The sequence below is a fragment of the Candidatus Pelagibacter sp. uisw_091 genome, from assembly GCF_059512525.1.
The window spans coordinates 1,167,873-1,188,590 of record NZ_CM183455.1; the positions used below are offsets into that span (position 1 = coordinate 1,167,873).

Consider the following 20,718-nt stretch of genomic DNA (forward strand, 5'->3'; position numbering starts at 1 on the left):
ATTTATATTATTTATATATATTTATTAATAATAAAAAATATATGCTTTAATTATTTTCTATAAATCAATTTTGAGCTATTTAATTCTTTTAGATTTTTACACCCCATTAACACCATATTTCGATTAATTTCATCATGCATGTTTTTCAATAAATGTTCAACTCCTTGTTGACCACCTGCAGCCAAAGAAAACAAAAACATTTTTCCAAAACTGCATGCTGTTGCCCCAGCTGCTAAAGCTTTTAAAACATGCGTTCCTCTTCTAACTCCTCCATCTAAAATAATTTCAAGCTTATCTCCAACAGCATCTGAAATTGCTTTAACCTGATCAAATGGTGATCTAGAGCCATCCAATTGTCTTCCACCATGATTTGAAATCATTATGGCTGTACAACCAATATCTATCGCTCTTTTTGCATCTTCCACTGACATAACTCCTTTTAATGCAAAAGGTCCGTTCCATTTTTTTACACAATATTCAGCATCTTTCCAATTCATAGCTGGATCGTACTGTTCATTAATGTATTCAATAACTGACTTTGAAATATTGGTTCCTTTGTCTGTTTTTTTTTTAACATTTGATAATTCAAATTTTTTATGAGTAAAATAATTAAATACCCATTCAGGACGTATTGCAAAACTCATCAAACTTTGTAATGTAAGTTTAGGTGGTGTTGTAAAACCAGTTCTATGATCTTTTTCTCTATTACCTGCAACTAAAGTATCAACTGTTAAACACATTGCATCAAATCCAGAATTTTTTGCTCTGTCTATTAAATCGTCTGAAATTGAGCGATCTTTATGAACATATAGTTGAAATAGTTTCGGTCCATTCGATATTTCAGAAACCTCTTCAATCGTATTATTTCCCATTGATGACATACTGTAAAATGTTCCAAACTTTTCTGCTGCCCTTGCTGATGCCAAGTCTCCTTCATGGTGATAAAGTCTTTGCATTGCTGCAGGAGATAAAAAAATTGGCATTTCAATCTTTTTTCCAAAAAGTGTTATTGATAAATCAGGCTTACCCACACTTGCGAGTATATTTGGGACTAAATCACAGTCATTGAAGGACTCCGTATTTCTTCTTAAAGTCGTTTCATCATCTGAGCCACCATCAATATAATGAAATATTGGTGAAGGTAATTTTTTCTTTGCTAGTTTCCTAAAATCATCAAAATTATGACAGTTTTTTAAACTCACTACCTTCTAAATCTTAAGTTATCCCTATTTAGGTCGCTAATTTTAGTACATCCCATTAACTTCATATCTCTCACTAACTCAGTTTTATATTTTTCTATGGCTCTCTCTACACCTGCTTGTCCTCCAGCAGCTAGAGCATAAAGATACAATCTTCCTCCTGAACATGCTTTTGCACCTAAAGATAGCGCCTTTAACATATGAGTTCCTCTATGAATTCCACCTTCACAAATTACATCAAGTTTATCTCCAACAGCATCAACAATTTCTGCTAATTGGTCAAAAGGCGCTCTAGATCCATCTAATTGTCTACCCCCATGATTTGAAACCATTATTCCTGTACATCCAATATCTACTGCCCGCTTTGCATCCTCGACACTCATTATACCCTTAAGTGCAAAGTGACCTCCCCATTGAGAACAAAGTTTTTCAGCATCTTTCCAGTTCATGGATTGATCTAACATCGTAGAAAAGTATTGGCCTATTGAAGTATTAGTATCCGTACCCTCTTTCACGTAATCTTGCAGATGAGGTAATTCAAATTTACCTTTTGTTAAATAGTTTATTCCCCACATTGGTTTTGTGGCAAAACTAAAAAGGCTTGAAGGTGTAAGCTTTGGAGGTGATGTAAATCCAGTTCTTAAATCTCTTTCACGGTTTCCTCCAGTTATTGTATCCACTGTCAAAGCCATAACATCAAATTTAGCTGCTTTTGCTCTTTCTAAGCAAGAATCATTTAAACCTCTATCTTTATGAAAATAAAACTGAAACATCTTTGGGGTATCAACTAAAGAAGCTATTTCCTCAACACTTACAGTCGCAAGAGCTGAAACACCAAACATTGTATTAAATTTTTGAGCTGCTTTTCCAACAGCTCTTTCTCCATCATAATGGAATAGTCTCTGTAAAGCTGTTGGTGCAAGATAAAAAGGCAAGTCTAACTTTTTTCCAAAAATTGTAGTGGATAAATCAACATTTTCTACACCTCTTAAAACATTCGGAACTAAATCAACATCATCAAATGCACTTGTATTTCTTTGATATGTGGTTTCGTCATCTGCTGCTCCATCAATATAATGAAATATAGGTGAGGGTAATTTTTTTTTAGCTAATTTTCTAAAGTCACTATAGTTGTGACAATCATTTAAATTCATAATTATTTATATTAAAATGTTTTAAGAAAATTAAACATATAACTATTTGCCCCAGGGTTTTTGTCTCCTAGGCTTGCATTTGATATATGATTATATGATATTCCAAGGCTGGTATCACCTGATACTACATAAGAAAACTGAACTTCAGTTTTAAATTCTAAAACATGTCCTAAATCTTTTCCATCACCCTCATGATACAAACCAGGTGTAAAACTTGGAGTAAACTCTAATGAACCCATATCAATATTCCATTCAATTCCTGAATAAATATAAGCCGCAGAATTTTCTGTAATAAAGCCACCTGTAATAGGAGAAATTTTTCCTATAAAAGTATTTCTTTCTAGCGATTCATTTTGATGTTGAAAACCAAAAAGTAGAGCTGCTTGTTTATGATCACTAAAATCAAAATTTCCAATAAAATAATTGTACTGATGATCACTATTATTTTTCTCTGCGCTTAGAAGAGAAGAAGAAAATATAGTTAAAAGAGCCAGTAAATAAATAGTTATTTTTTTCATATTTCAAAAAGTAATATCAGTTCGAATTAGTATACTATAGTTTTATTTTTGATTATTTAATCTTTTAAATATTATTGCACCTCCAGCCAAAAATAACAACAATGGCAATAACCATAAAATATAGGTCTTTTTGTTTAATTCTGGATCATAAATTATCCAATCACCATACTTCTCTTTCAAATATTCATATATTTGTTCTTCCTCTATCCCTTCTTTTATTTTTTTTTCAACAATTAATTTTATACTAGAGGCAAACTCAGATTCTGAGTCATAAACAGATTGACCTTGGCAGATCAAGCAACGAATATTTTTTAAGATTTTATTTTTTAAAATATCATTAATTTCATTAGATCTTAATTCAGAAAAATTTATGACTAAAAATGAGATTATAAGTATTTTTAAAATTTTCATTTAATAATTAATTTAATTTCATTCACAATTTCTTTATTAATTGGACCAACAAATTTTTTAATTACATTTTTATTTTTATCTATTAAAAAAGTTTCTGGAACTCCATAAGCTCCAAATTCAATTCCTAAAGTTCCATCTTTATCAATTAAAATTCTAGAATATGGATTGCCAAATTCATTAATAAATTTTTTTGCATTATTAAAATTGTCTCTATAATTTAATCCAATTAGTTTAATTGATTTATTGTTACTTAATTGCATTAATAAAGGGTGTTCGACTCTACAAGGCACACACCATGAAGCCCAAATATTTACAATATAGAAAATGTTCTCTTCAAAAATTTTATCTGAATTGATATAATTATTTGAATTGAAGTCCTGAGCTTTAAAGTTTGGAATTTTCTTTTTTTCACTAACCTTGGGTATATAGTTATTTGGGTTATTTAACCCTTTATAAAAGATAACAAAGCAAGAACTTAAAAATATAATTATAATAAATAAGATAAACTTATTATTCATATTTTTCTTTTAAATAAACTCATTAATCCACCAAGGCTTAATAATAAAACTGAAATCCAGATCCAAATCATAAATGACTTTACCTGATATCTAATATTAAAATATTCATTACCTTTTACAAGGTTCATTACTAAAAACTTATCCTCTAATAGTGTTGTTCTTATATCTGCTTCACTAGTAATAATTATAGGCTGATTATAAATTCTAATCTCGGGTTTTAATTCAATAGTTTTACCATTTTTGTCTTTTATTTCAAAAGAGGCAATGATGGAGTTAAAATTACTTTCTTTTCTTTCTTCTATCTTTTTAAAAAAAATTTCACCTTTATTATAATCATATCTTTCACCAATTTTTATGTTGGTTGTAACTTCTGAAGATAAAATATTATTAAACAAAATACTTAATATTAATAAACTAAAACCAAAGTGTGAAATGGTTTGTGAAATATTATTAAATTTTTTAATAAATAGTTCTTTTAAAGTTGTAAAGAATAGAAAAAAAGCAGCAGAAACTAAGACTGTATAAAAAAGTATTTCATTAGTTAAATCTTTAATAATAAAAAAGGTTAATAGCACTGAAATTAAAAATGTAATAATTAGTGAATTCTTATTTTCAATTTTTGATTTAATCCATTTAAGTCGCGGTCCAAGCGACATAAATAATAGAAATGGTATTAAAAAAGGAACGATTAATTTTTGATAAAAAGGAGGTCCTACTGATATTTTTTCACTAGATATTACGTCTAGAAAAATTGGATATACTGTGCCTATTAGAACAACAGATAAAAAATACATCATAAACCAATTGTTTATTAAGATAGAAGTTTCTCTACTAAGCCAAAAAAAATTATTTGAATTTTTGTTATTTTCTTTGTGAAATATAAAAAATATTCCTAAAGATAAAACAATTAAAGCAAATAAAAAGATTAATATAAAAACACCTCTTGCAGGATCATTAGCAAATGTATGTACAGAATTTAATATTCCAGACCTTACTAAAAAAGTTCCACACATACTTAGAGTAAATGTTGTAATAGATAATATAACCACCCAAGATGTTAGTGTTACTCTTTTTTCTAAGACTAGAATACAATGTAATAATGCAGTTAATGTTAGCCATGGCATTAAAGATACATTTTCAACTGGATCCCAAAACCAGAAGCCTCCCCATCCTAGTTCATAATATGCCCAAATTGATCCAAGCATAATTCCTATAGTTAAAAAAATCCAAGAAACTAAAACCCATTTTTTGATATGTTGGCCCCATTGTTTTGAAACATAGTTTTGCGTAACAGCAGCAAGGGATGATGAAAATATTATAGAGGTACCAACATAACCTAAATATAAAATTGGAGGATGAATTGCTAAAGCTGGATCTTGTAAAATTGGGTTAAGACCAAGACCTTCATTGGGAATTGGAAATAAATAATTAAAAGGATTAGATGTCATTAATACAAATAAGAAAAATCCAATAATTATTATTTGCTGAAATAATAAAGTTAAAATTCTATATTTTTTAGGCTGTTCTCTTGATTTAATTAAAAATAGAAAAATAAACAAAGTTAATACTAACAACCATAATAATAAGCTTCCTTCATGGTTTCCCCAAGTTCCTGAGATTTTATAGAATAATGGTTTAGTTGTGTGAGAATTATTAAAAACTGTCTCATTACTAAAGTCTGAGTTTATAAAAGATATAATCAAGCTCAAAAAACTCACAATTACAAAAACTAACTGTAAAAATGATAGAGATAATATATTTTGGTTAATCTGCTTATTAGTTTTATTAAAGTCTTTAATTGAAACTCCACAAAGTAACACTGAAAGCAACAACCCCAAAATTAAAGAATAATAACCTATCTGATTAGCTAGCAATTTATTTATCTCCTATAGCTTCTTTAACTTCTGGGGGCATATAATTTTCATCGTGTTTTGCTAAAATTTTAGTAGCTGTAAAATAATTTTTATCTTTTAAAAAACCTTCAGCAACCACTCCTTTTCCTTCAGCAAATAAATTAGGAACTGCTCCTGAATAAACAACATTAATCTCATTTTTAAAATCAGTAATAATAAAATTAATTTTATCAGAATTCATAAAGACTGACTGTTCTTTAACCATCCCACCCACTCTTATTTTTTTTTTATTTAATTCTATTAAAGACTTTATTTCAGACGGAGACTTAAAATATACAACGTTTTCTTTTAATGATTGTAAAACTAAAGAAACTGTTAAAATTACCGAGGCTAAGATTAAAGCTAAGAATATAAATCGTAATTTAACTTTTTTACCATACATGGTTTATTAGTTAAATATTTGGTATATTTGATAATATTTCTCTATTAATATTTTGTGATCTTGCAGCTTTAGCTTTCGCAACATTTAGAGAACCAAATTTATAAGCGAATCTTTTTTGCTCTTTTAAAAGCTGTAATTCAGTTACAAAGTACAAGGCTGTAAAACTAATCAATGTGAATGAAAAAGCTGACCATACATAAGCACCATATCCATTCATTGAAATTATTTCGTTTATCATAATCTATCTAATCCTTTATTTTTAACTTTTATCAGTTCAGTATTATATTTCATCAAAAAAATGAGTAATGAAAAAAGGGCAAATGCCGCAGTCATAATGCCTAATGGGATTAACATTGATGGATGAATTGCTGTGTTAGTCGATAAAATATTAATTGAAGCTGGTTGATGGAGCGTGTTCCACCAATCTACAGAAAATTTAATGATGGGAACATTCACCACCCCTAAAATTGCAATCATAGAAGTGACTTTTACTACTTGTTCTTTGTCCTCATAAATTCTCCAAGCTAATAAATACATTCCATAAAACAAAGCTAGAATTAACATAGAAGTTATTCTCGCATCCCAAGCCCACCAAGTGCCCCAAGTTGGTTTTCCCCAAATTGAACCTGTAACTAATGCTATGATATTAAAAATAAATCCTGAGGGTGCTAAACTTTTAGCGATTAAAGCAAAATTTTTATTTTTAAAAACAAAACTTCCAACAGACAACAAAGCTAAATTTGAAAATATTCCAAGTGATATCCAAGCAGCCGGTACATGAACGTACATAATTCTTACTGCATCACTTTGTTTATAATCTTCAGGTGAAAGTATTAGAGCTTCGGTTAAACCAATTGTTAAGACAATAATAAATAAAAACAAAACATATTTTGGCGCTTTAGAAGTAATTGCAAAAATCTTATTAGGTTCAAAATATTTAAACATTTTTAAATTATATATATTAAAAAAAGATAATTTAATTTTTATTATGAAAAGTCATCCTGATCAAGAATGCAGAGGGAGTCAATAATGATAAAAACGTTATTTAACACTCTTGATCAGAATATACTTATAGATAGCAACTATATATGTCGAAGATTTGAGTTAATTGTGTTTGAAAAAAGAATTAATTAGAGAGCTTGAAATAACTAGAACCTCTTTTACCAGAAAAAATCTCTTCAATTAAAGGGTGTTTAATTGGGTCTTCTGAATCGTCCATTAGCAGGTTTTGCTCTGAAACGTAGGCTTCATAAGTAATTTCATCATTTTCTGCTAACAGATGGTAAAAAGGTTGGTCTTTTCTAGGGCGAACATTCTTTGGAATGGATTGGTACCATTCTTCAGAATTATTAAATTCGAAATCCACATCATAAATTACACCTCTAAACTCAAAGTGTTTATGTTTTACAATGTCGCCTATTGAAAATTTTGCTTTTTGAATTGCCATAGTTATTAATATGGGGGTTTAAAAATAAAAATCAATAAAAAACATTTATATTTTTTTTATTATGTTAATATCTGTCAAGTGAATAAATCATTTCTTAAATTTGCAACAGACTTTGGACCTTTAGCTATATTTTTTTATTATTATTATAACAATGATAAGAACCTAGCGGTTGCAATTCCTCCACTTATAGTTGCAACATTAATTGCACTAGCGGTTGTTTGGTTTTTTGAAAAAAAAATACCTATGATGCCTTTAATAAGTGGTATCTTGATTGCACTTTTTGGAGGGCTAACAATTTATTTTAATGATCCAGTTTTTATATATGTAAAACCAACAATTATTAATATTTTATTTGCTCTTGCTTTATATTTTGGAAAATATTTTACAAATGAGCCTGTTCTTAAAAAAATTATGGGTAAGTCAATTGCCCTAACTGATATGGGTTGGGAATTATTAAATAAAAGATGGATGTTTTTTTTCTTTGGTCTTGCAATCCTTAATGAATGCGTCTGGAGAACACAAACAGAAGAATTTTGGGTTAACTTTAAGGTGTGGGGAATGCTGCCAATAACCCTTGTTTTTACGGGATTTCAGATATCATTAATTAATAAACATAAACTTGATGAATAGAAACTTAAAGCTAGTCGTAAACAATCCTCACAAACAAATAGAAGAAAAACAATTTTTTGAAAAAAATGAACTTAAAATCATTTTAGATTTATACGCAAAAATGGTTTCTGAGGGATCTTGGAAGGACTATGGTTTAAATATTTCTAACAGACAGGTTAGCTTTAGTGTCTTTAAAAACGCAGCAGAGAATGCTTTATATAAAATTTGTAAAAACTTTAAGCCTAGTAATAAAAATCTAAAGTATTTAATTACTGATACTAATGGCAAAATACTAAAAAATTCTTTTGACCTAGAAGTATTACTTAAAAATACTAACTGGAAGAAGCTTAAAAAATAAGCCTTTGTTTGCAGATTGGAGCATGTATCGAGAAAATGATAGCTCTTTTATGGAGGGTGTTGTCACTCAACAAATAATATTTTTATATAAAAAAAAAGAGTATGTAGTTACTTCTGGCTGTTGGGAAAAATGTGAGGAAACTAAAGCTGATCTATTTAATTTAGTAAGTACTATAAAGTTTTGATTATCTTCTTTGTCCAAATAATCTTAATAACATTATAAATAAATTTATAAAGTCTAGGTAAAGAGTTAAGGCGCCCATTACAGCTTTTTTACCCATCAACTCACCTGTATCACTTGAGACATACATATTTTTAATTTTTTGAGTATCATAAGCAGTAAGACCTACAAAAATTAAAACACCTAGAATTGAGATTACAAAATCCATCATTGAAGATTTCAAGAACATGTTAACAACTGATGCAACAATAATACCAATTAAGCCCATCATTAAAAATGAACCTAATTTTGTAAGATCTCTTTTGGTTGTATAACCATAAATACTCATTGCACCAAAAGTAATAGAAGTAATAAAGAAAACTCTAGTGATACTCGCTCCAGTATAAACTAAGAATATTGAAGATAACGATAGCCCCATCAAAGAAGCAAAAACCCAAAAAGTTGTTTGAGCAGCTGATGCTGACATTTTATTAATCCTAGCACTCATATAAAAAACTATTCCAAGTGGAGCTAGCATTACCACCCATTTAAAACCTGAAAGAAATATTGTATTTCCTAAGCTTGTTAATGATGTGATTGATCCATTAGCATCTGTTACTACAGATAGTTTAAAAAATATTAAAGATATAAGTCCTGTTAGTAAAATACCTGAAGCCATATAGTTGTAGACTTTTAGCATGTAGGCTCTTAAGCCCTCATCCATTACTACTGTTGATTGTTGGGCTTCTTTTACTTTATTTAATATATTCTGTTTATTGAATTCCATGAGATTAATATAATAGCCTTTTACTATTATTTCAAGATGTCTTAATAAGGTTAAAATTATTATGAATTATAAAAAACTAGGAAATACAGATTTAAAAGTAAGTACTATTTGTCTCGGTACTATGACTTGGGGCGAACAAAATACCCAAAATGAAGGTTTTGAACAAATGGATTATGCCTTAAATCAAGGTGTAAACTTTTGGGATACTGCTGAGATTTATTCCATACCTCCAAAACAAGAAACATTTGGAGATACAGAAGTAATTATTGGAAACTGGTTTGAAAAAACAAAAAAGAGGGACAAAGTAATCTTGGCTTCTAAAGTTTGTGGGCCAATGAGAGAATACGTGAGGGGCGGCGGAAACCAATTTGGAACAAAAAATATTACTGAAGCACTTGATGGAAGTTTAAAGAGATTGAAGACTGATTATATTGATTTATACCAACTGCATTGGCCTGAGAGAAAAACAAACTTTTTTGGTCAATTGGGATACGAGCATAATGATGCCAATGAGTGGACTCAATTTGAAGATATTTTAGGAAATTTAAAAAAATTTATTGATCAAGGAAAAATAAGACATGTTGGTTTATCAAATGAGACTCCCTGGGGATTATCTAAATTTTTAGAATTATCTGAAAGTAAAAAACTTCCAAGAATGCTCTCAGTTCAAAATCCTTATAATCTATTAAATAGAACTTATGAAATTGGTCTTGCAGAAATGTCTGTCAGAGAAAAAGCTGGTTTGTTGGCTTACTCTCCTTTGGCTTGTGGTTACCTGTCTGGAAAATATAGAAATAATCAAATGCCAAAAGGTACAAGAATTGAACGTGATGGAGAGTTTTGGACCAGATATAATAAACATAACTCAAATAAAGCAGTAGAAGCATACTACGAAGTTGCAAAAAAACATGACTTAGATTTAGCTCAAATGTCTTTAAAATTTTTAGAAATTCAACCTTTTGTAACGTCAGTTATCATTGGTGCTACGACTATGGAGCAGTTGAAAACTAATATAGAAAGTGTAAATATAAACTTAAGTGAAAACGTAATTAAAGAAATAAATGAGGTTCAAAAAATTTATCCTAATCCATGCCCATAATTAAAAATTTTATAATCATAGCTTTCTTAACTGCGCTCGCTAATCAATCTATTGCTGAAGAAGTAAAAAAAATGGGGACACATAAAGACTGGGAAACCTATGTTATAAATTCTGATACAGGTAAAGTTTGTTTTGCACAATCCAAACCAGTTTTACAGGCACCTAAAAATAATCCAAGAGAGGCAAGGTTGTTTATTAGCTTTAGACCAGGGGAAAATATAGCCAATGAAATAAGTGTTACTGGTGGATATGAGTTTAATAACAAAAATTTGGTTAAAGTAACTTCTGGAAAAAATAAGTATGAATTTGATCTTATTCAAGATGGTTTTGCTTGGATGTCAGACAAAGATAGTAAGTTAGAGAAAAAAATGATTAAAACCATGAAAAAAGGATCTAGAATAATGGTTGCAGGTCATACTCAAAATGGATCTCGAACTATTGATCACTATTCATTGTTAGGGTTTACTAAAGCATACAATGCTACCAAAGCAAATTGTAGCTAGATAAATGCAATCTAAAAAAAAAATTGTCCTTGCATACTCAGGCGGACTAGATACTTCTATTATTTTAAAATGGCTTCAAGAGAATTATGATGCAGAAGTTATTTGCTACACTGCTGATGTAGGCCAAGAAATTGATAGAAAAAAAATCATAAAGAATGCAAAAAGATTAGGTGTAAAAAATATTATTATTGAAAATCTAAAAGATGTTTTTGTAAAAGATTACGTTTTTCCAATGCTTAGAGGGCATGCAATTTATGAGGGTGTTTATTTATTGGGTACTTCAATTGCAAGACCCCTAATTGCAAAACGACAAATTGCTGCTGCTAAAAAATTTGGAGCTTATGCCGTTTCACATGGGTCAACTGGCAAAGGAAATGATCAGGTAAGATTTGAATTAGGCTATCATTACTTTGGGCCAAAGGTAAAAATTATTGCACCATGGAGAATATGGAAATTAAACTCTAGAACAGATTTAATTAAATATGCAAAAAAAAATAATATTCCAATTCCTACGGATAAAAAAGGTGCTCCTCCTTTTTCTATTGATGATAATTTATATCATACATCAACTGAAGGTAAGGTTTTAGAAAACCCAAAAAATTCAGCTCCTGAGTTTCTTTTTCAAAGAACGGTGTCACCTGAAAAAGCACCTAACAAAGCTTCATTTGTAACTATAGGATTTAAAAATGGAGATCCAATAACTGTTAATGGGGAAAAACTATCACCTGGAAATTTATTAGAAAAACTTAATGATGTTGCTGGTAAAAATGGAATAGGTAGAGTTGATCTAGTTGAAAACAGATTTATCGGGATCAAGTCTAGAGGTGTTTATGAAACACCTGGTGGAACACTATTAATGTCAGCACATAGAGCAATTGAATCTGTTACTTTAGATAAAGAAACTATGCATAAAAAAGATGAAATTATGCCTAAATATGCTGAGCTTATTTACAATGGTTATTGGTACTCAAAAGCAAGATTTAAACTTCAAAAAATTGTCGACCTTAAAAAGAATAAAGTTAATGGCTCCGTTAAGCTTAAATTATACAAGGGCAATATTACAATAATGTCTAGACAGACAAAAAGTATTGCTTACTCAATGAAAAAAGTTTCTTTTGAAGAAAATAAAACTTTTAATAAATCAAATGTAGAACGATTTATTAACTTTCATAAACAAAAGCTTCGTTCATAAGTTAATGAAAATAAAAATATTTGCTGATACAATTTGTGGATGGTGTTTTATTGGTCAAGCAAGATTAAATAATGCATTAAAAAATTTTCCTAAAACTAAGTTTGAGATAGAGCACATCCCATTTCAATTAAATCCTGACATGCCCAAAGAAGGAATTGAAAGAAGCAAGTACTTAGAAATAAAGTTTGGAGGAAAAGAGTTTGCTCAATCAATGTACGATCAAATGACTAATGAAGCTAAAAAGGAAGATCTTAATTTTAATCTAGATAAGATAAAGAAAACACCCAATACAGTATTTTCTCACCTATTAATTAAATTAGCTGAACAATCTAATGTGCACAACGAAATTAAAGAAAAAATATATCAATCATATTTTATTGAAGGTCTTGATATTGGAGATAAAGAGATCTTAATTAATATTGGAAAAGAATTTAATATTAATACAGATGTAATTAATAATTTTTTTAATTTAAAAAATATTGAGGAAGTTAATTCATATATTTCAATTGCAAGAGAAAAAGAAATTAATGGAGTGCCTTTCTTTGAAATAGGAATAGATTTTATTTCAGGTGCTCAAAGCTCTGCAAGTTTAGAAAGTGCAATAAAGTCCAATTTAAGCTAAAAATTAAAGGACACTTTATCCTTTGCCTTTAACGTATAAATATCTATTCTGGTTGAATGGAAGCACTAAAAAATTGGATGATAGATGCAGCAAATATTTTATTTGATGACAGTAAAAACGACCTAAGATCTTTGCCAAGATCTGTGAGATTGCAAATTTTATTAGTTCTAAGCTTCGTTTGGACAACTGTTTTTAGTTTATATATTTTTTCTTATACATCTTTTGCCTTTGGTTGGGCTGGTCTTTATATAGCACACATCGGACTTATTTTTGCAGTCTACATGACATTCAAGCATTTTCATAAAGCAGAAGCACAATCTGGTAGTGTTTTCAAAACCAAAAATTTTGATCCGTTTAAAATCATGGTTATTGTATTTGTAATTGTATTTATCTTTGTATTTTCTAAGGGAATAGAAATTTTAACAAGTCCTAACCCTAGCTCTTATTCAATTCCATATGATGGTCCATCAAAATCAGTGTTTGAAAAATGGCTACCATTTAGTAAAGATAAGTAATGGATAAAATAGCAAAAAATTTACAGTTAGCACTAATGTGCATTATTTTAGTAAGTACTGTAATTGCAGTTGGTATGGAAATTAATAATATGTTTCTAAATCAATCTGTAATGCTAGCAGATTTACTTTTAATGTTTCTTTATTTAGAAGTCTTAGCAATGGTTCGTGTTTTTTGGAATCAGCAATCAATCAGTATAACTTTGCCTCTTTTAATTGCCATCACGGCTCTTGCACGATTTATTATATTGCAAGGAAAAGAAATGGATCCATCAGCATTAGTCTATGAAGCTATAGCTATAGTTTTAATTGCATCTGCAATAGTTATTCTTAGATTGAGACATAGTGATAAATTAGGCCTTAAGAAAAGAAAATCTAAATAATTTAAAATGATATTTAAAGCTTCAAGGGCTAAAGCCGTTGATCAATTAAATAATTTTATTGAACAAAATCTTACAGATTATTCAAAACTAAGAAATTTTGATTTTGGACCTGATAATAGATCTAATATTTCTTGTTTATCTCCCTATATAACCCACGGAACAATTAATGAATTAGAAGTAATTGATAAATCCCTTAAAAAGTTTTCATTTGCAAAAAATGAAAAATTTATTCAGGAAGTTCTGTGGCGTGTTTATTGGAAAGGTTGGTTAGAATTAAGACCAAATGTTTGGTCAGATTACTTAGTAGAATTAAGTAAAGTTAAAGATGAATTTAAAAATAATCAAAATTATCTTAATGCTATTGAAGGCAAAACTAACATGGATTGCTTTAATCAATGGGTAATTGAACTTAAAGAAAACAATTATCTTCATAACCACACAAGAATGTGGTTTGCGAGTATTTGGATTTTTACACTAGAATTACCATGGCAATTGGGAGCTGAGTTTTTTATGCAACATCTTTATGATGGTGATGCTGCATCTAACACACTTGGTTGGAGGTGGGTAGCTGGAGTTCAAACTCAAGGTAAACATTATTTAGCAAGTGAGTGGAATATAAATAAATTTACCAATAATAAGTTTAAAAACATAAAACTTAATGAAAATGCTTCACCAATATTTAGTGATAAAACTTACTCCATTAATAAAAAAGATTTTTTAAACTCTGAAATTTTAGAGGGTAAAACTTTATTAATATTTGAAAACAATATGGCCTTTGAATTCTCAGATTTTAAAGAACATAAATTTAAAAAAGCTTTATTAGTTTCCAACAGCAACGAGAATAGGTTTATTAAATTAAGTGAAAAAGTATTAGATTTCAAAGCTAATCTCTTAGAAGATCAAAAAACAAGATTAGAAAAAAAATCAATTGATTGTGAAATTATTAATATTAATGATTTAAAGAATATTACAGAAGAAGTCTATGCTCTTTATCCGACTGTTGGTGAAAATTTAGATTTTATTAAATTAAACGATTTAAAAAATATTAAATTTTTATACAGAAAATTAGATCAATTTTCTTGGCAATATTGCAATAAAGGTTTTTTTAATTTCAAAAATTATATTCCAAAAATTATTGCTAATTTTAACTTTTTATAAAAGTTTTTTAAAATTACTGTAAAGAATTTTAGAATAATTATTCATATCGAACATATTATCTTTAGCAGCATTATCAAATTTTTCTAAAGCCTCATTTCCTAATTGATCCTCAAGCACTTTTTTATACTCAGGCACACAACCCCACTCTTTAACTGTTGTGTCTTTAATCTCGATATGAAATTGAATTCCATAAGCATGATTTTGATATTTAAAAATTTGATATTTGGTTACAGGCGATGAGGCCAACAAAGTAATATCTTGATTATTCTCTATCCCTTGCACCTCATAAGAGTGCCATTGTAAACTTTTAATTTTTTCTGGAAACTTTGAAAATAAATTATCTCTCACTTTGTTTTTACTAAAATTTACATCCATAATGCCAATCTCAGCAGGATTTGACTTAACTATTTTACCTCCAACAACTTCACCTAATAATTGACAGCCTAAACAAAAACCTAAATAAGGTTTTTTTAAATCAACTACAAATTCTTTAATTCTTTTTTTCTCTTCAATTAACCAAGGATATTCTTCTTCCATAAAAGTATCCATTGGACCTCCCATACAAAACATTCCATCAAATTTACTTAGATCATTAGGAATTTTTTCACCTTCATCTAATTCTATTGTAGTTAGATTAAATCCATCAGCCAACATTAAATCCTTGATAAATCCTGGGTCTTCAATCTTAATGTGTTGTAAGACAATTATATTCATTACTAAATTTATATAGAATGAACCCTATAACAATATTTTAAGCTAAAAAAGTCTTTATCCCGTCTAAAATGTATTGAACACTTAGTCCAACTAGAATGATTGCTATCACTCTTGAAATAACGCTAATAACTTTTTTATTTATTAATTGTGAAAACTTTGAAGCAGTAAAAAAAAATATAAAAGTTAAAATTAAAACTGAAGCTAAAGCAACCATTCCAACAGATTGGTTTGTAAAATTATTTCCCATATCTGAAACCGAGACAATAACGGATGTGATTGCAGCAGGTCCTGCTATAATAGGTGTTGCTAAAGGAAATACACTTACATTTTCAGAATTAAAATCAATGTCATCTTCTTTTCTTTGCTGTCTTTTATCAAATAACATTTCCATAGAAATTATTAATAAAATGATACCTCCACCAATTGTAAATGCTGGAAAAGATATATTCAAATAACTTAATAAAGTGCTTCCAAGAAATGCAAAGAATAGCAATATGATTGATGCAATTATTGTTGCACTCAATGCAGTTTTAACTCTTTGTTGGCTGCTCATGTTTTGAGTTACTGCTAAGAATAATGGTGTATTTCCTAGTGGATCTATAACAATAAAATATAAAAAGAAAGTTTGAATAAATATTTCAAGCATTAGCTTGTGTAACATAGTTACCTAAACTTAGTAAGCCTAGGTAACTAAATATTTATGATTAAGCACTATTTTTCATAAGGCCTAAATTATGTTAGCTAAGCAACACTTGCTCTTTGTTCAGTTTGTTCTTTATTAACAAAAGCACTCTGAGTAACCTTTTGAAATAATTTAATAGGAACTCCTTTTGATAAAATATCTAATACTGGACAATGTGTATTTACCGTATCAATTAATTTATCTATTTCAGTTTTAGGTGAAGACGATTTAATATCAACAGTGCCAGAAATAGATTGAAAGCCAGGTCTAGTATCTTTATTTAAAGCTAAAAAACCCTGAAGATCTAATTCACCTTTTAAATTAACACTAACACTCTCAATATTAATACCAGCGGCTGTAGCAAATGCTTTATACGTTATCTCCTGACACGTTGCTAAAGCTGCTAAAATCAACTCTACTGGACTGGGTCCTTCGTCTTTTCCACCAAAACTTTTGGGTTCATCAACAACTAATTTATGTTCTCTAAGAGTGACCACAGATTGAAGTCCTTCTTTAAGAATTGAGTTGCTTTCATATTGGACTACAGCATTTTTTGGATTAGCTGTAAAATCCTTCTGTAGATTACTTATTGTTTCTTTTAGATTATTACTCATTTTTTTATCTCCTGTTTTAGTGCTTCGACATATGTCAGGCGCACAATTTAGTTAAATGCCCTTCTTAATTTGTTTATGCTTTGTCTCCATATTCAGTCATATGTTTTGGAATTCTTTTATTTTTTCCATACATAAAATGATTTTCCATATTCTCTCGGTATTTACTTGCTGGAACAGTTAAACCAATCGACTCAGCAACTTCCCTAATCAACATTGGGTTTGCTCCACAGCATACCCCTAAATAATTAATACCTAGCTCATAAGCATCTTTTGCAAATTTACCTATTTCATATCTATTACAAAAGTGTGGGTCCAATGCTGTTGGAAACGTTCTTCCATGAGGTGATGGACACTGACAATTACTTCTGTCTGGTAGATTAAAAAATGTTGGGTAATCTTCACTGGTTCTATAAGGAATAGGTAAAGCTCCAACATGACATTTAACTGCTTCTCTAATTTCTTTTAAAAAAGGAAACATTGTAGCTGGCCCCCTAAAACAATTTAAACCAACAACATCAGCTCCACGTTGTTCAAGTTCTTTGCAGGTATCAACAACAGATTTTCCATCTCTCATTTTATTTTCACCCATTGGAGAAATTGTTAGAACTGTTGGCAAGCCTGTTTTTTTCATAACCTCAAGTGCTTTAAAAGCTTCTTCAGCATAATAAAAAGTTTCACCAATCAACATATCAGCCCCTTCCTCAACAGCCCAACCAACCATCTCTGTAAACATTCCTTCAACTGTTTTTTGAGATTGTGGATCGTTATGTTTCCAAATATTTGAATTTGAAATATTACCTGCCATCAAATTTGGTTTAGACCCTTTAGGTGTATCTAGCGCTACTTTTTTTGCAATCTTAAGTGCTGATCTATTTAAGGGCTCAAGAAGTTCTTCCTTACCAATAACTCGCATTTTTTCTCTGTGTCCATTATAAGTAAAGGCTTCAACAACATCAGATCCCGCATGTTGAAATTCTCTATGTAAATTTTCAAGAACTTCTGGATGGTCTAATGAAACCATTGGGACAAACTCTCCAGATGACATGTATCCACGTCTTTCTATCTCAAATAAAAAACCTTCTGCACATATAACAGGTCCTTTATCTAATCTTTCTTTTAATCTATTTGTACTCATTTTTTTTCTCCAAGTTTTTTGGAGAAAAAAGGTAACAAACTAACAAGAGGGTTAAATCCATAGGCCTCTTTTCTCCTTTTTAGTGCTTAAGCAAAATGCAGGGCGCACAATATGGTTCAACTGCCCGATTTAATTTTATGAAAGATAAAAAAAAACCACCTGTCTAAAGCGGTGGTTGAAGTGTCGCTTTAGCAGGATTTATAAAGCGCTCTGCAAGTAAACTTAACTCAGCGCAAATACATATAACTACTTATTTCGATAACTGTCAAATAAAATAATAAATAATAAAGTATCTACTAACTTTACCAATTATGACCAAAATCAAAAACTCCGTAAATTTAACCCTAAGTAATCCTGCTGCTAATGTTAATGGATCTCCAATAATCGGTACCCAGGCAAACAATAATGACCATTTACCAAATTTATCAAACCATTTTGAAGAGCTTTCAATTTGTCTACCTTTAAAAGGAAACCATTTTTTTGTGGTAAAATTTCTTGAATAAAACCCTAAGATCCAATTAACAACTGATCCCAAAACATTTCCAAAACTTGCAACAATTAATAATAGTAAATTATCATAATTAGATGTTGCAATTAAGCCAGCCAACATAAGTTCTGATGACAGAGGTAAGATTGTTGCTGCTAAAAAAGATATAGTAAATAAAGATAAATAAATCACTTAGAACACTTTTTAGAACAGTATTTGACTTTATCCCAATTTAATTTCCATTTCTTACGCCATGTAAAAGGTCTTTTACAAGTAAGACAAATCTTTGATGGTAAATTATTTTTCTTCAATTTAATATTCTTTATAATTTTTTTGCCAAAGTCCTATAGCTTCTTTCCAAGATGGTATTTGATCACCTTCATAGCCATAGGTTGATCCAGTTGCAATTGATCTAAAATTTTTCATTGCTTTGGCGTGTACCTTACTTGTTAAATATTGAATCATCATATTTCTATCTTTCCATGCTGTTATTGTATGTTGATAACCATTTACTTTTTTTGTTTCACAAAATAAATTACCTTCTGCTTTTTGAGCTGCTCTAAAGGCTGGTATTGTAAGTATCCAAAACTTTATTTCAGATAAAAAATTTTTTGTTTTTAATCCTGTTATTGAAATATACATATAATCTAGTTTGTATTTAATTTTATAAACTTGTCAGCTTCAGATAAAATCATTTTCTTTCTTTCATCTTTCATTTTATCAAAAACGTAAACCATCATTGATAATCTGGGGTTCTTTAAAAAAAATTTTCTATTTTTATCTATAAATCTCCAGTACAGGCCATCCATCGTATTGCACCATTCCCCTTTTTTAAAATCCATCATTTTCATAAAATAACTTGATCCACAAATGTATGGTTTCGTTGCAAAAATACCTCCATCACTAAATAAGCCCATTCCATAAACATTAGGAACCATCACCCAGTCAGATGAGTCCACAAACATTTCCATAAACCACTTATAAACATAAGTTGGTTTCACTTCACAAAGGTTCATTATATTTGATAAAATCATCAATCTTTCAATATGATGAGACCAGCCATGGCTAACTGCATTCTTAATTGCATGATCCAGTGGTGGCAAACCTGTTGTGCCCTCATACCAAGATTTTTTCATTTTTCTATTATGTTTAAAAAAATTTTTAGTTTCCATTTCATCAGAATAACCTTGATAAATTCCACGCATAAACTCTCTCCAGCCTATTATTTGGCGAATATAACCTTCAAGCGAGTTCATTCTAATTTTGTGTTTTTTATGAAATTCTAAAATTTTTTGAATAATAATTTCAGGAGTTATCAATCCTAAATTAATGTACGGACTTAATGCACTGTGAAATAAAATATTATCTTTTTGATTAACAGCATCTTCATAGTCACCAAATAAATTTGATTTTTCTTTAATAAAAAAATCTAAAAGCTTAACAACATCACTATATTCAGTGGCAAGCCAAAAATCATTTATGCTACCAGGATGATCTTTAAATAATTTTTCAATAATTGGTTTTAATTTTTTAGTATGATTGGTTTCGTTAATTTTTGGGAATTTAGGTATGGAAATATCTTTAGGTAGTTTGTTTCTATTGTCTTCATCAAAACTCCATTTGCCCCCAATAGGGTTTCCATCTGCTCCCATTAATATTCCAGATTTTTTACGAACCTCTTTGTAAAATGTTGCCATAAAAGGTTTTTTTGATTTTGCTAAATAACTTTTAAACTCATTTCTTGAGTTTAAAAACATTGGAGTTTGAACAATATTCCAATTTATTTTTTCTTTTTTTAAAAATTTAGAAATTTTCTTTTCAAAAAATTTATCCTCAACCTCAAAGCTTGAAATTTCAGTAATTTTTTTTTGATTAACGATAGTTTTTAATTTCTTAAAATAGGTATCTTTAAAATCTTTGTCTTCAATTTTAGAATATTCAACTTTGTATTTATTCGCTTTAAGCATATCCGCATAAGACCTCATAGAAGATAGAAATAGCAGTATCTTTTGCTTATGATGCTTTTCATAAGTACATAATTCGTAGTCTTCTGCCATATAAAAAGAGTGGTCCTTTTTGTAGCGGTCTACGTATTTTGGTGGAAATAACTGATTGCCGAGTATAAAAAATAATTTCATATTTTAATATAACTAAATAAAAAT

The 20,718-nt window shown here is 29.3% G+C and carries 29 protein-coding genes and 2 riboswitches; of the genes, 10 read left to right on the top strand and 19 right to left on the bottom strand.

Annotated features, from left to right (window positions below; genetic code table 11):
- Nucleotides 1–50: 50 nt before the first annotated feature.
- The 10 genes from AC5YGA_RS06275 to hspQ all read right to left on the bottom strand — a co-directional run bounded on the left by AC5YGA_RS06275 (nt 51) and on the right by hspQ (nt 7,542).
- Nucleotides 51–1,202 (bottom strand): alpha-hydroxy acid oxidase, encoded by a 1,152-nt coding sequence (locus tag AC5YGA_RS06275; RefSeq protein ID WP_415308267.1) that lies wholly within the window; start codon nt 1,200–1,202, stop codon nt 51–53.
- Nucleotides 1,202–2,353 carry an alpha-hydroxy acid oxidase gene (locus tag AC5YGA_RS06280; protein ID WP_415308268.1) on the bottom strand — a complete coding sequence of 384 codons (1,152 nt, stop codon included), beginning with the start codon at nt 2,351–2,353 and terminating at the stop codon, nt 1,202–1,204. The genes AC5YGA_RS06275 and AC5YGA_RS06280 overlap by 1 nt, the downstream gene beginning before the upstream one ends.
- A gap of 11 nt (nt 2,354–2,364) precedes the next feature.
- Nucleotides 2,365–2,871, bottom strand: a complete 507-nt coding sequence (locus tag AC5YGA_RS06285) for an acyloxyacyl hydrolase (RefSeq protein WP_415308269.1) — start codon at nt 2,869–2,871, stop codon at nt 2,365–2,367.
- Nucleotides 2,872–2,913: 42 nt separating this feature from the next.
- A complete protein-coding gene (locus AC5YGA_RS06290) occupies nt 2,914–3,282 on the bottom strand; it encodes a cytochrome c-type biogenesis protein (RefSeq protein WP_415308270.1) in 369 nt (122 codons plus the stop codon).
- On the bottom strand, nt 3,279–3,800 hold the full coding sequence (locus AC5YGA_RS06295) for a DsbE family thiol:disulfide interchange protein (protein WP_415308271.1): 522 nt from the start codon (nt 3,798–3,800) through the stop codon (nt 3,279–3,281). Before AC5YGA_RS06295 ends, AC5YGA_RS06290 begins: the two co-directional genes overlap by 4 nt.
- On the bottom strand, nt 3,797–5,674 hold the full coding sequence (locus tag AC5YGA_RS06300; protein ID WP_415308272.1) for a heme lyase CcmF/NrfE family subunit: 1,878 nt from the start codon (nt 5,672–5,674) through the stop codon (nt 3,797–3,799). Before AC5YGA_RS06300 ends, AC5YGA_RS06295 begins: the two co-directional genes overlap by 4 nt.
- Before the next feature lies 1 nt (nt 5,675).
- Nucleotides 5,676–6,095: a cytochrome c maturation protein CcmE gene (gene ccmE / locus AC5YGA_RS06305; RefSeq protein ID WP_415308273.1), complete on the bottom strand. Its 420-nt coding sequence runs from the start codon at nt 6,093–6,095 to the stop codon at nt 5,676–5,678.
- Between the two features lie 10 nt (nt 6,096–6,105).
- Nucleotides 6,106–6,333 carry a hypothetical protein gene (locus AC5YGA_RS06310; RefSeq protein WP_415308274.1) on the bottom strand — a complete coding sequence of 76 codons (228 nt, stop codon included), beginning with the start codon at nt 6,331–6,333 and terminating at the stop codon, nt 6,106–6,108.
- Nucleotides 6,330–7,040 carry a heme ABC transporter permease CcmC gene (gene ccmC / locus AC5YGA_RS06315; protein ID WP_415308275.1) on the bottom strand — a complete coding sequence of 237 codons (711 nt, stop codon included), beginning with the start codon at nt 7,038–7,040 and terminating at the stop codon, nt 6,330–6,332. The genes AC5YGA_RS06310 and ccmC overlap by 4 nt, the downstream gene beginning before the upstream one ends.
- Nucleotides 7,041–7,221: 181 nt before the next feature.
- Nucleotides 7,222–7,542 carry a heat shock protein HspQ gene (gene hspQ, locus AC5YGA_RS06320; protein ID WP_415308276.1) on the bottom strand — a complete coding sequence of 107 codons (321 nt, stop codon included), beginning with the start codon at nt 7,540–7,542 and terminating at the stop codon, nt 7,222–7,224.
- 78 nt (nt 7,543–7,620) lie between these two features.
- On the opposite strand from hspQ, the gene AC5YGA_RS06325 reads away from it, so the two are divergent.
- The 3 genes from AC5YGA_RS06325 to AC5YGA_RS06335 are packed head-to-tail and all read left to right on the top strand — an operon-like array spanning nt 7,621 to nt 8,693.
- The gene (locus AC5YGA_RS06325; RefSeq protein WP_415308277.1) at nt 7,621–8,172 is read left to right on the top strand and encodes a septation protein A; all 552 of its coding nucleotides are present in this window, start codon (nt 7,621–7,623) and stop codon (nt 8,170–8,172) included.
- Nucleotides 8,165–8,509, top strand: coding sequence for a DUF2794 domain-containing protein (locus AC5YGA_RS06330; protein ID WP_415308278.1), 345 nt, complete (start codon nt 8,165–8,167; stop codon nt 8,507–8,509). Before AC5YGA_RS06325 ends, AC5YGA_RS06330 begins: the two co-directional genes overlap by 8 nt.
- Nucleotides 8,510–8,531: 22 nt before the next feature.
- Nucleotides 8,532–8,693 carry a hypothetical protein gene (locus tag AC5YGA_RS06335; RefSeq protein WP_415308279.1) on the top strand — a complete coding sequence of 54 codons (162 nt, stop codon included), beginning with the start codon at nt 8,532–8,534 and terminating at the stop codon, nt 8,691–8,693.
- On the opposite strand, the gene AC5YGA_RS06340 is transcribed toward AC5YGA_RS06335, so the two are convergent.
- The gene (locus tag AC5YGA_RS06340; protein WP_415308280.1) at nt 8,694–9,455 is read right to left on the bottom strand and encodes a Bax inhibitor-1/YccA family protein; all 762 of its coding nucleotides are present in this window, start codon (nt 9,453–9,455) and stop codon (nt 8,694–8,696) included.
- A gap of 61 nt (nt 9,456–9,516) precedes the next feature.
- Here AC5YGA_RS06340 and AC5YGA_RS06345 point away from each other — a divergent pair, with 61 nt between their 5' ends.
- From AC5YGA_RS06345 to AC5YGA_RS06375, 7 genes are read left to right on the top strand one after another with little or no spacing between them, the layout of a single operon-like run.
- Entirely contained in the window at nt 9,517–10,554 is a 1,038-nt protein-coding gene (locus AC5YGA_RS06345) for an aldo/keto reductase (RefSeq protein WP_415308281.1), read from the top strand.
- The gene (locus AC5YGA_RS06350) at nt 10,545–11,057 is read left to right on the top strand and encodes an invasion associated locus B family protein (RefSeq protein ID WP_415308282.1); all 513 of its coding nucleotides are present in this window, start codon (nt 10,545–10,547) and stop codon (nt 11,055–11,057) included. Before AC5YGA_RS06345 ends, AC5YGA_RS06350 begins: the two co-directional genes overlap by 10 nt.
- A gap of 4 nt (nt 11,058–11,061) precedes the next feature.
- Nucleotides 11,062–12,249 (top strand): argininosuccinate synthase, encoded by a 1,188-nt coding sequence (locus AC5YGA_RS06355; protein ID WP_415308283.1) that lies wholly within the window; start codon nt 11,062–11,064, stop codon nt 12,247–12,249.
- Between the two features lie 4 nt (nt 12,250–12,253).
- Nucleotides 12,254–12,871 carry a DsbA family oxidoreductase gene (locus AC5YGA_RS06360; RefSeq protein ID WP_415308284.1) on the top strand — a complete coding sequence of 206 codons (618 nt, stop codon included), beginning with the start codon at nt 12,254–12,256 and terminating at the stop codon, nt 12,869–12,871.
- Nucleotides 12,872–12,927: 56 nt separating this feature from the next.
- Nucleotides 12,928–13,386 (top strand): hypothetical protein, encoded by a 459-nt coding sequence (locus AC5YGA_RS06365; RefSeq protein WP_415308285.1) that lies wholly within the window; start codon nt 12,928–12,930, stop codon nt 13,384–13,386.
- Entirely contained in the window at nt 13,386–13,766 is a 381-nt protein-coding gene (locus AC5YGA_RS06370; RefSeq protein ID WP_027306873.1) for a phosphate-starvation-inducible PsiE family protein, read from the top strand. Before AC5YGA_RS06365 ends, AC5YGA_RS06370 begins: the two co-directional genes overlap by 1 nt.
- Before the next feature lie 6 nt (nt 13,767–13,772).
- A complete protein-coding gene (locus tag AC5YGA_RS06375; RefSeq protein ID WP_415308286.1) occupies nt 13,773–14,924 on the top strand; it encodes an FAD-binding domain-containing protein in 1,152 nt (383 codons plus the stop codon).
- On the opposite strand, the gene AC5YGA_RS06380 is transcribed toward AC5YGA_RS06375, so the two are convergent.
- The 8 genes from AC5YGA_RS06380 to AC5YGA_RS06415 form a co-directional block, all read right to left on the bottom strand.
- Nucleotides 14,919–15,638, bottom strand: a complete 720-nt coding sequence (locus tag AC5YGA_RS06380) for a type 1 glutamine amidotransferase (protein ID WP_415308287.1) — start codon at nt 15,636–15,638, stop codon at nt 14,919–14,921. The genes AC5YGA_RS06375 and AC5YGA_RS06380 overlap by 6 nt on opposite strands.
- Before the next feature lie 37 nt (nt 15,639–15,675).
- On the bottom strand, nt 15,676–16,284 hold the full coding sequence (locus AC5YGA_RS06385; protein ID WP_415308288.1) for a MarC family protein: 609 nt from the start codon (nt 16,282–16,284) through the stop codon (nt 15,676–15,678).
- A 95-nt stretch (nt 16,285–16,379) separates the two neighbouring features.
- Nucleotides 16,380–16,934 carry an OsmC family protein gene (locus AC5YGA_RS06390; protein WP_415308289.1) on the bottom strand — a complete coding sequence of 185 codons (555 nt, stop codon included), beginning with the start codon at nt 16,932–16,934 and terminating at the stop codon, nt 16,380–16,382.
- 5 nt (nt 16,935–16,939) lie between these two features.
- A riboswitch (SAM riboswitch) is annotated at nt 16,940–17,004 on the bottom strand.
- A 3-nt stretch (nt 17,005–17,007) separates the two neighbouring features.
- Nucleotides 17,008–18,069: a homocysteine S-methyltransferase family protein gene (locus tag AC5YGA_RS06395; protein WP_415308290.1), complete on the bottom strand. Its 1,062-nt coding sequence runs from the start codon at nt 18,067–18,069 to the stop codon at nt 17,008–17,010.
- A gap of 69 nt (nt 18,070–18,138) precedes the next feature.
- Nucleotides 18,139–18,204: riboswitch (SAM riboswitch) on the bottom strand.
- 130 nt (nt 18,205–18,334) lie between these two features.
- Nucleotides 18,335–18,748: a YqaA family protein gene (locus AC5YGA_RS06400; RefSeq protein WP_415308291.1), complete on the bottom strand. Its 414-nt coding sequence runs from the start codon at nt 18,746–18,748 to the stop codon at nt 18,335–18,337.
- Nucleotides 18,745–18,867 carry a DUF2256 domain-containing protein gene (locus tag AC5YGA_RS06405; protein ID WP_415308292.1) on the bottom strand — a complete coding sequence of 41 codons (123 nt, stop codon included), beginning with the start codon at nt 18,865–18,867 and terminating at the stop codon, nt 18,745–18,747. The genes AC5YGA_RS06400 and AC5YGA_RS06405 overlap by 4 nt, the downstream gene beginning before the upstream one ends.
- Nucleotide 18,868: 1 nt before the next feature.
- Nucleotides 18,869–19,198, bottom strand: coding sequence for a hypothetical protein (locus tag AC5YGA_RS06410; protein WP_415308293.1), 330 nt, complete (start codon nt 19,196–19,198; stop codon nt 18,869–18,871).
- 5 nt (nt 19,199–19,203) lie between these two features.
- Nucleotides 19,204–20,694: a cryptochrome/photolyase family protein gene (locus AC5YGA_RS06415; RefSeq protein ID WP_415308294.1), complete on the bottom strand. Its 1,491-nt coding sequence runs from the start codon at nt 20,692–20,694 to the stop codon at nt 19,204–19,206.
- Nucleotides 20,695–20,718 lie beyond the last annotated feature (24 nt).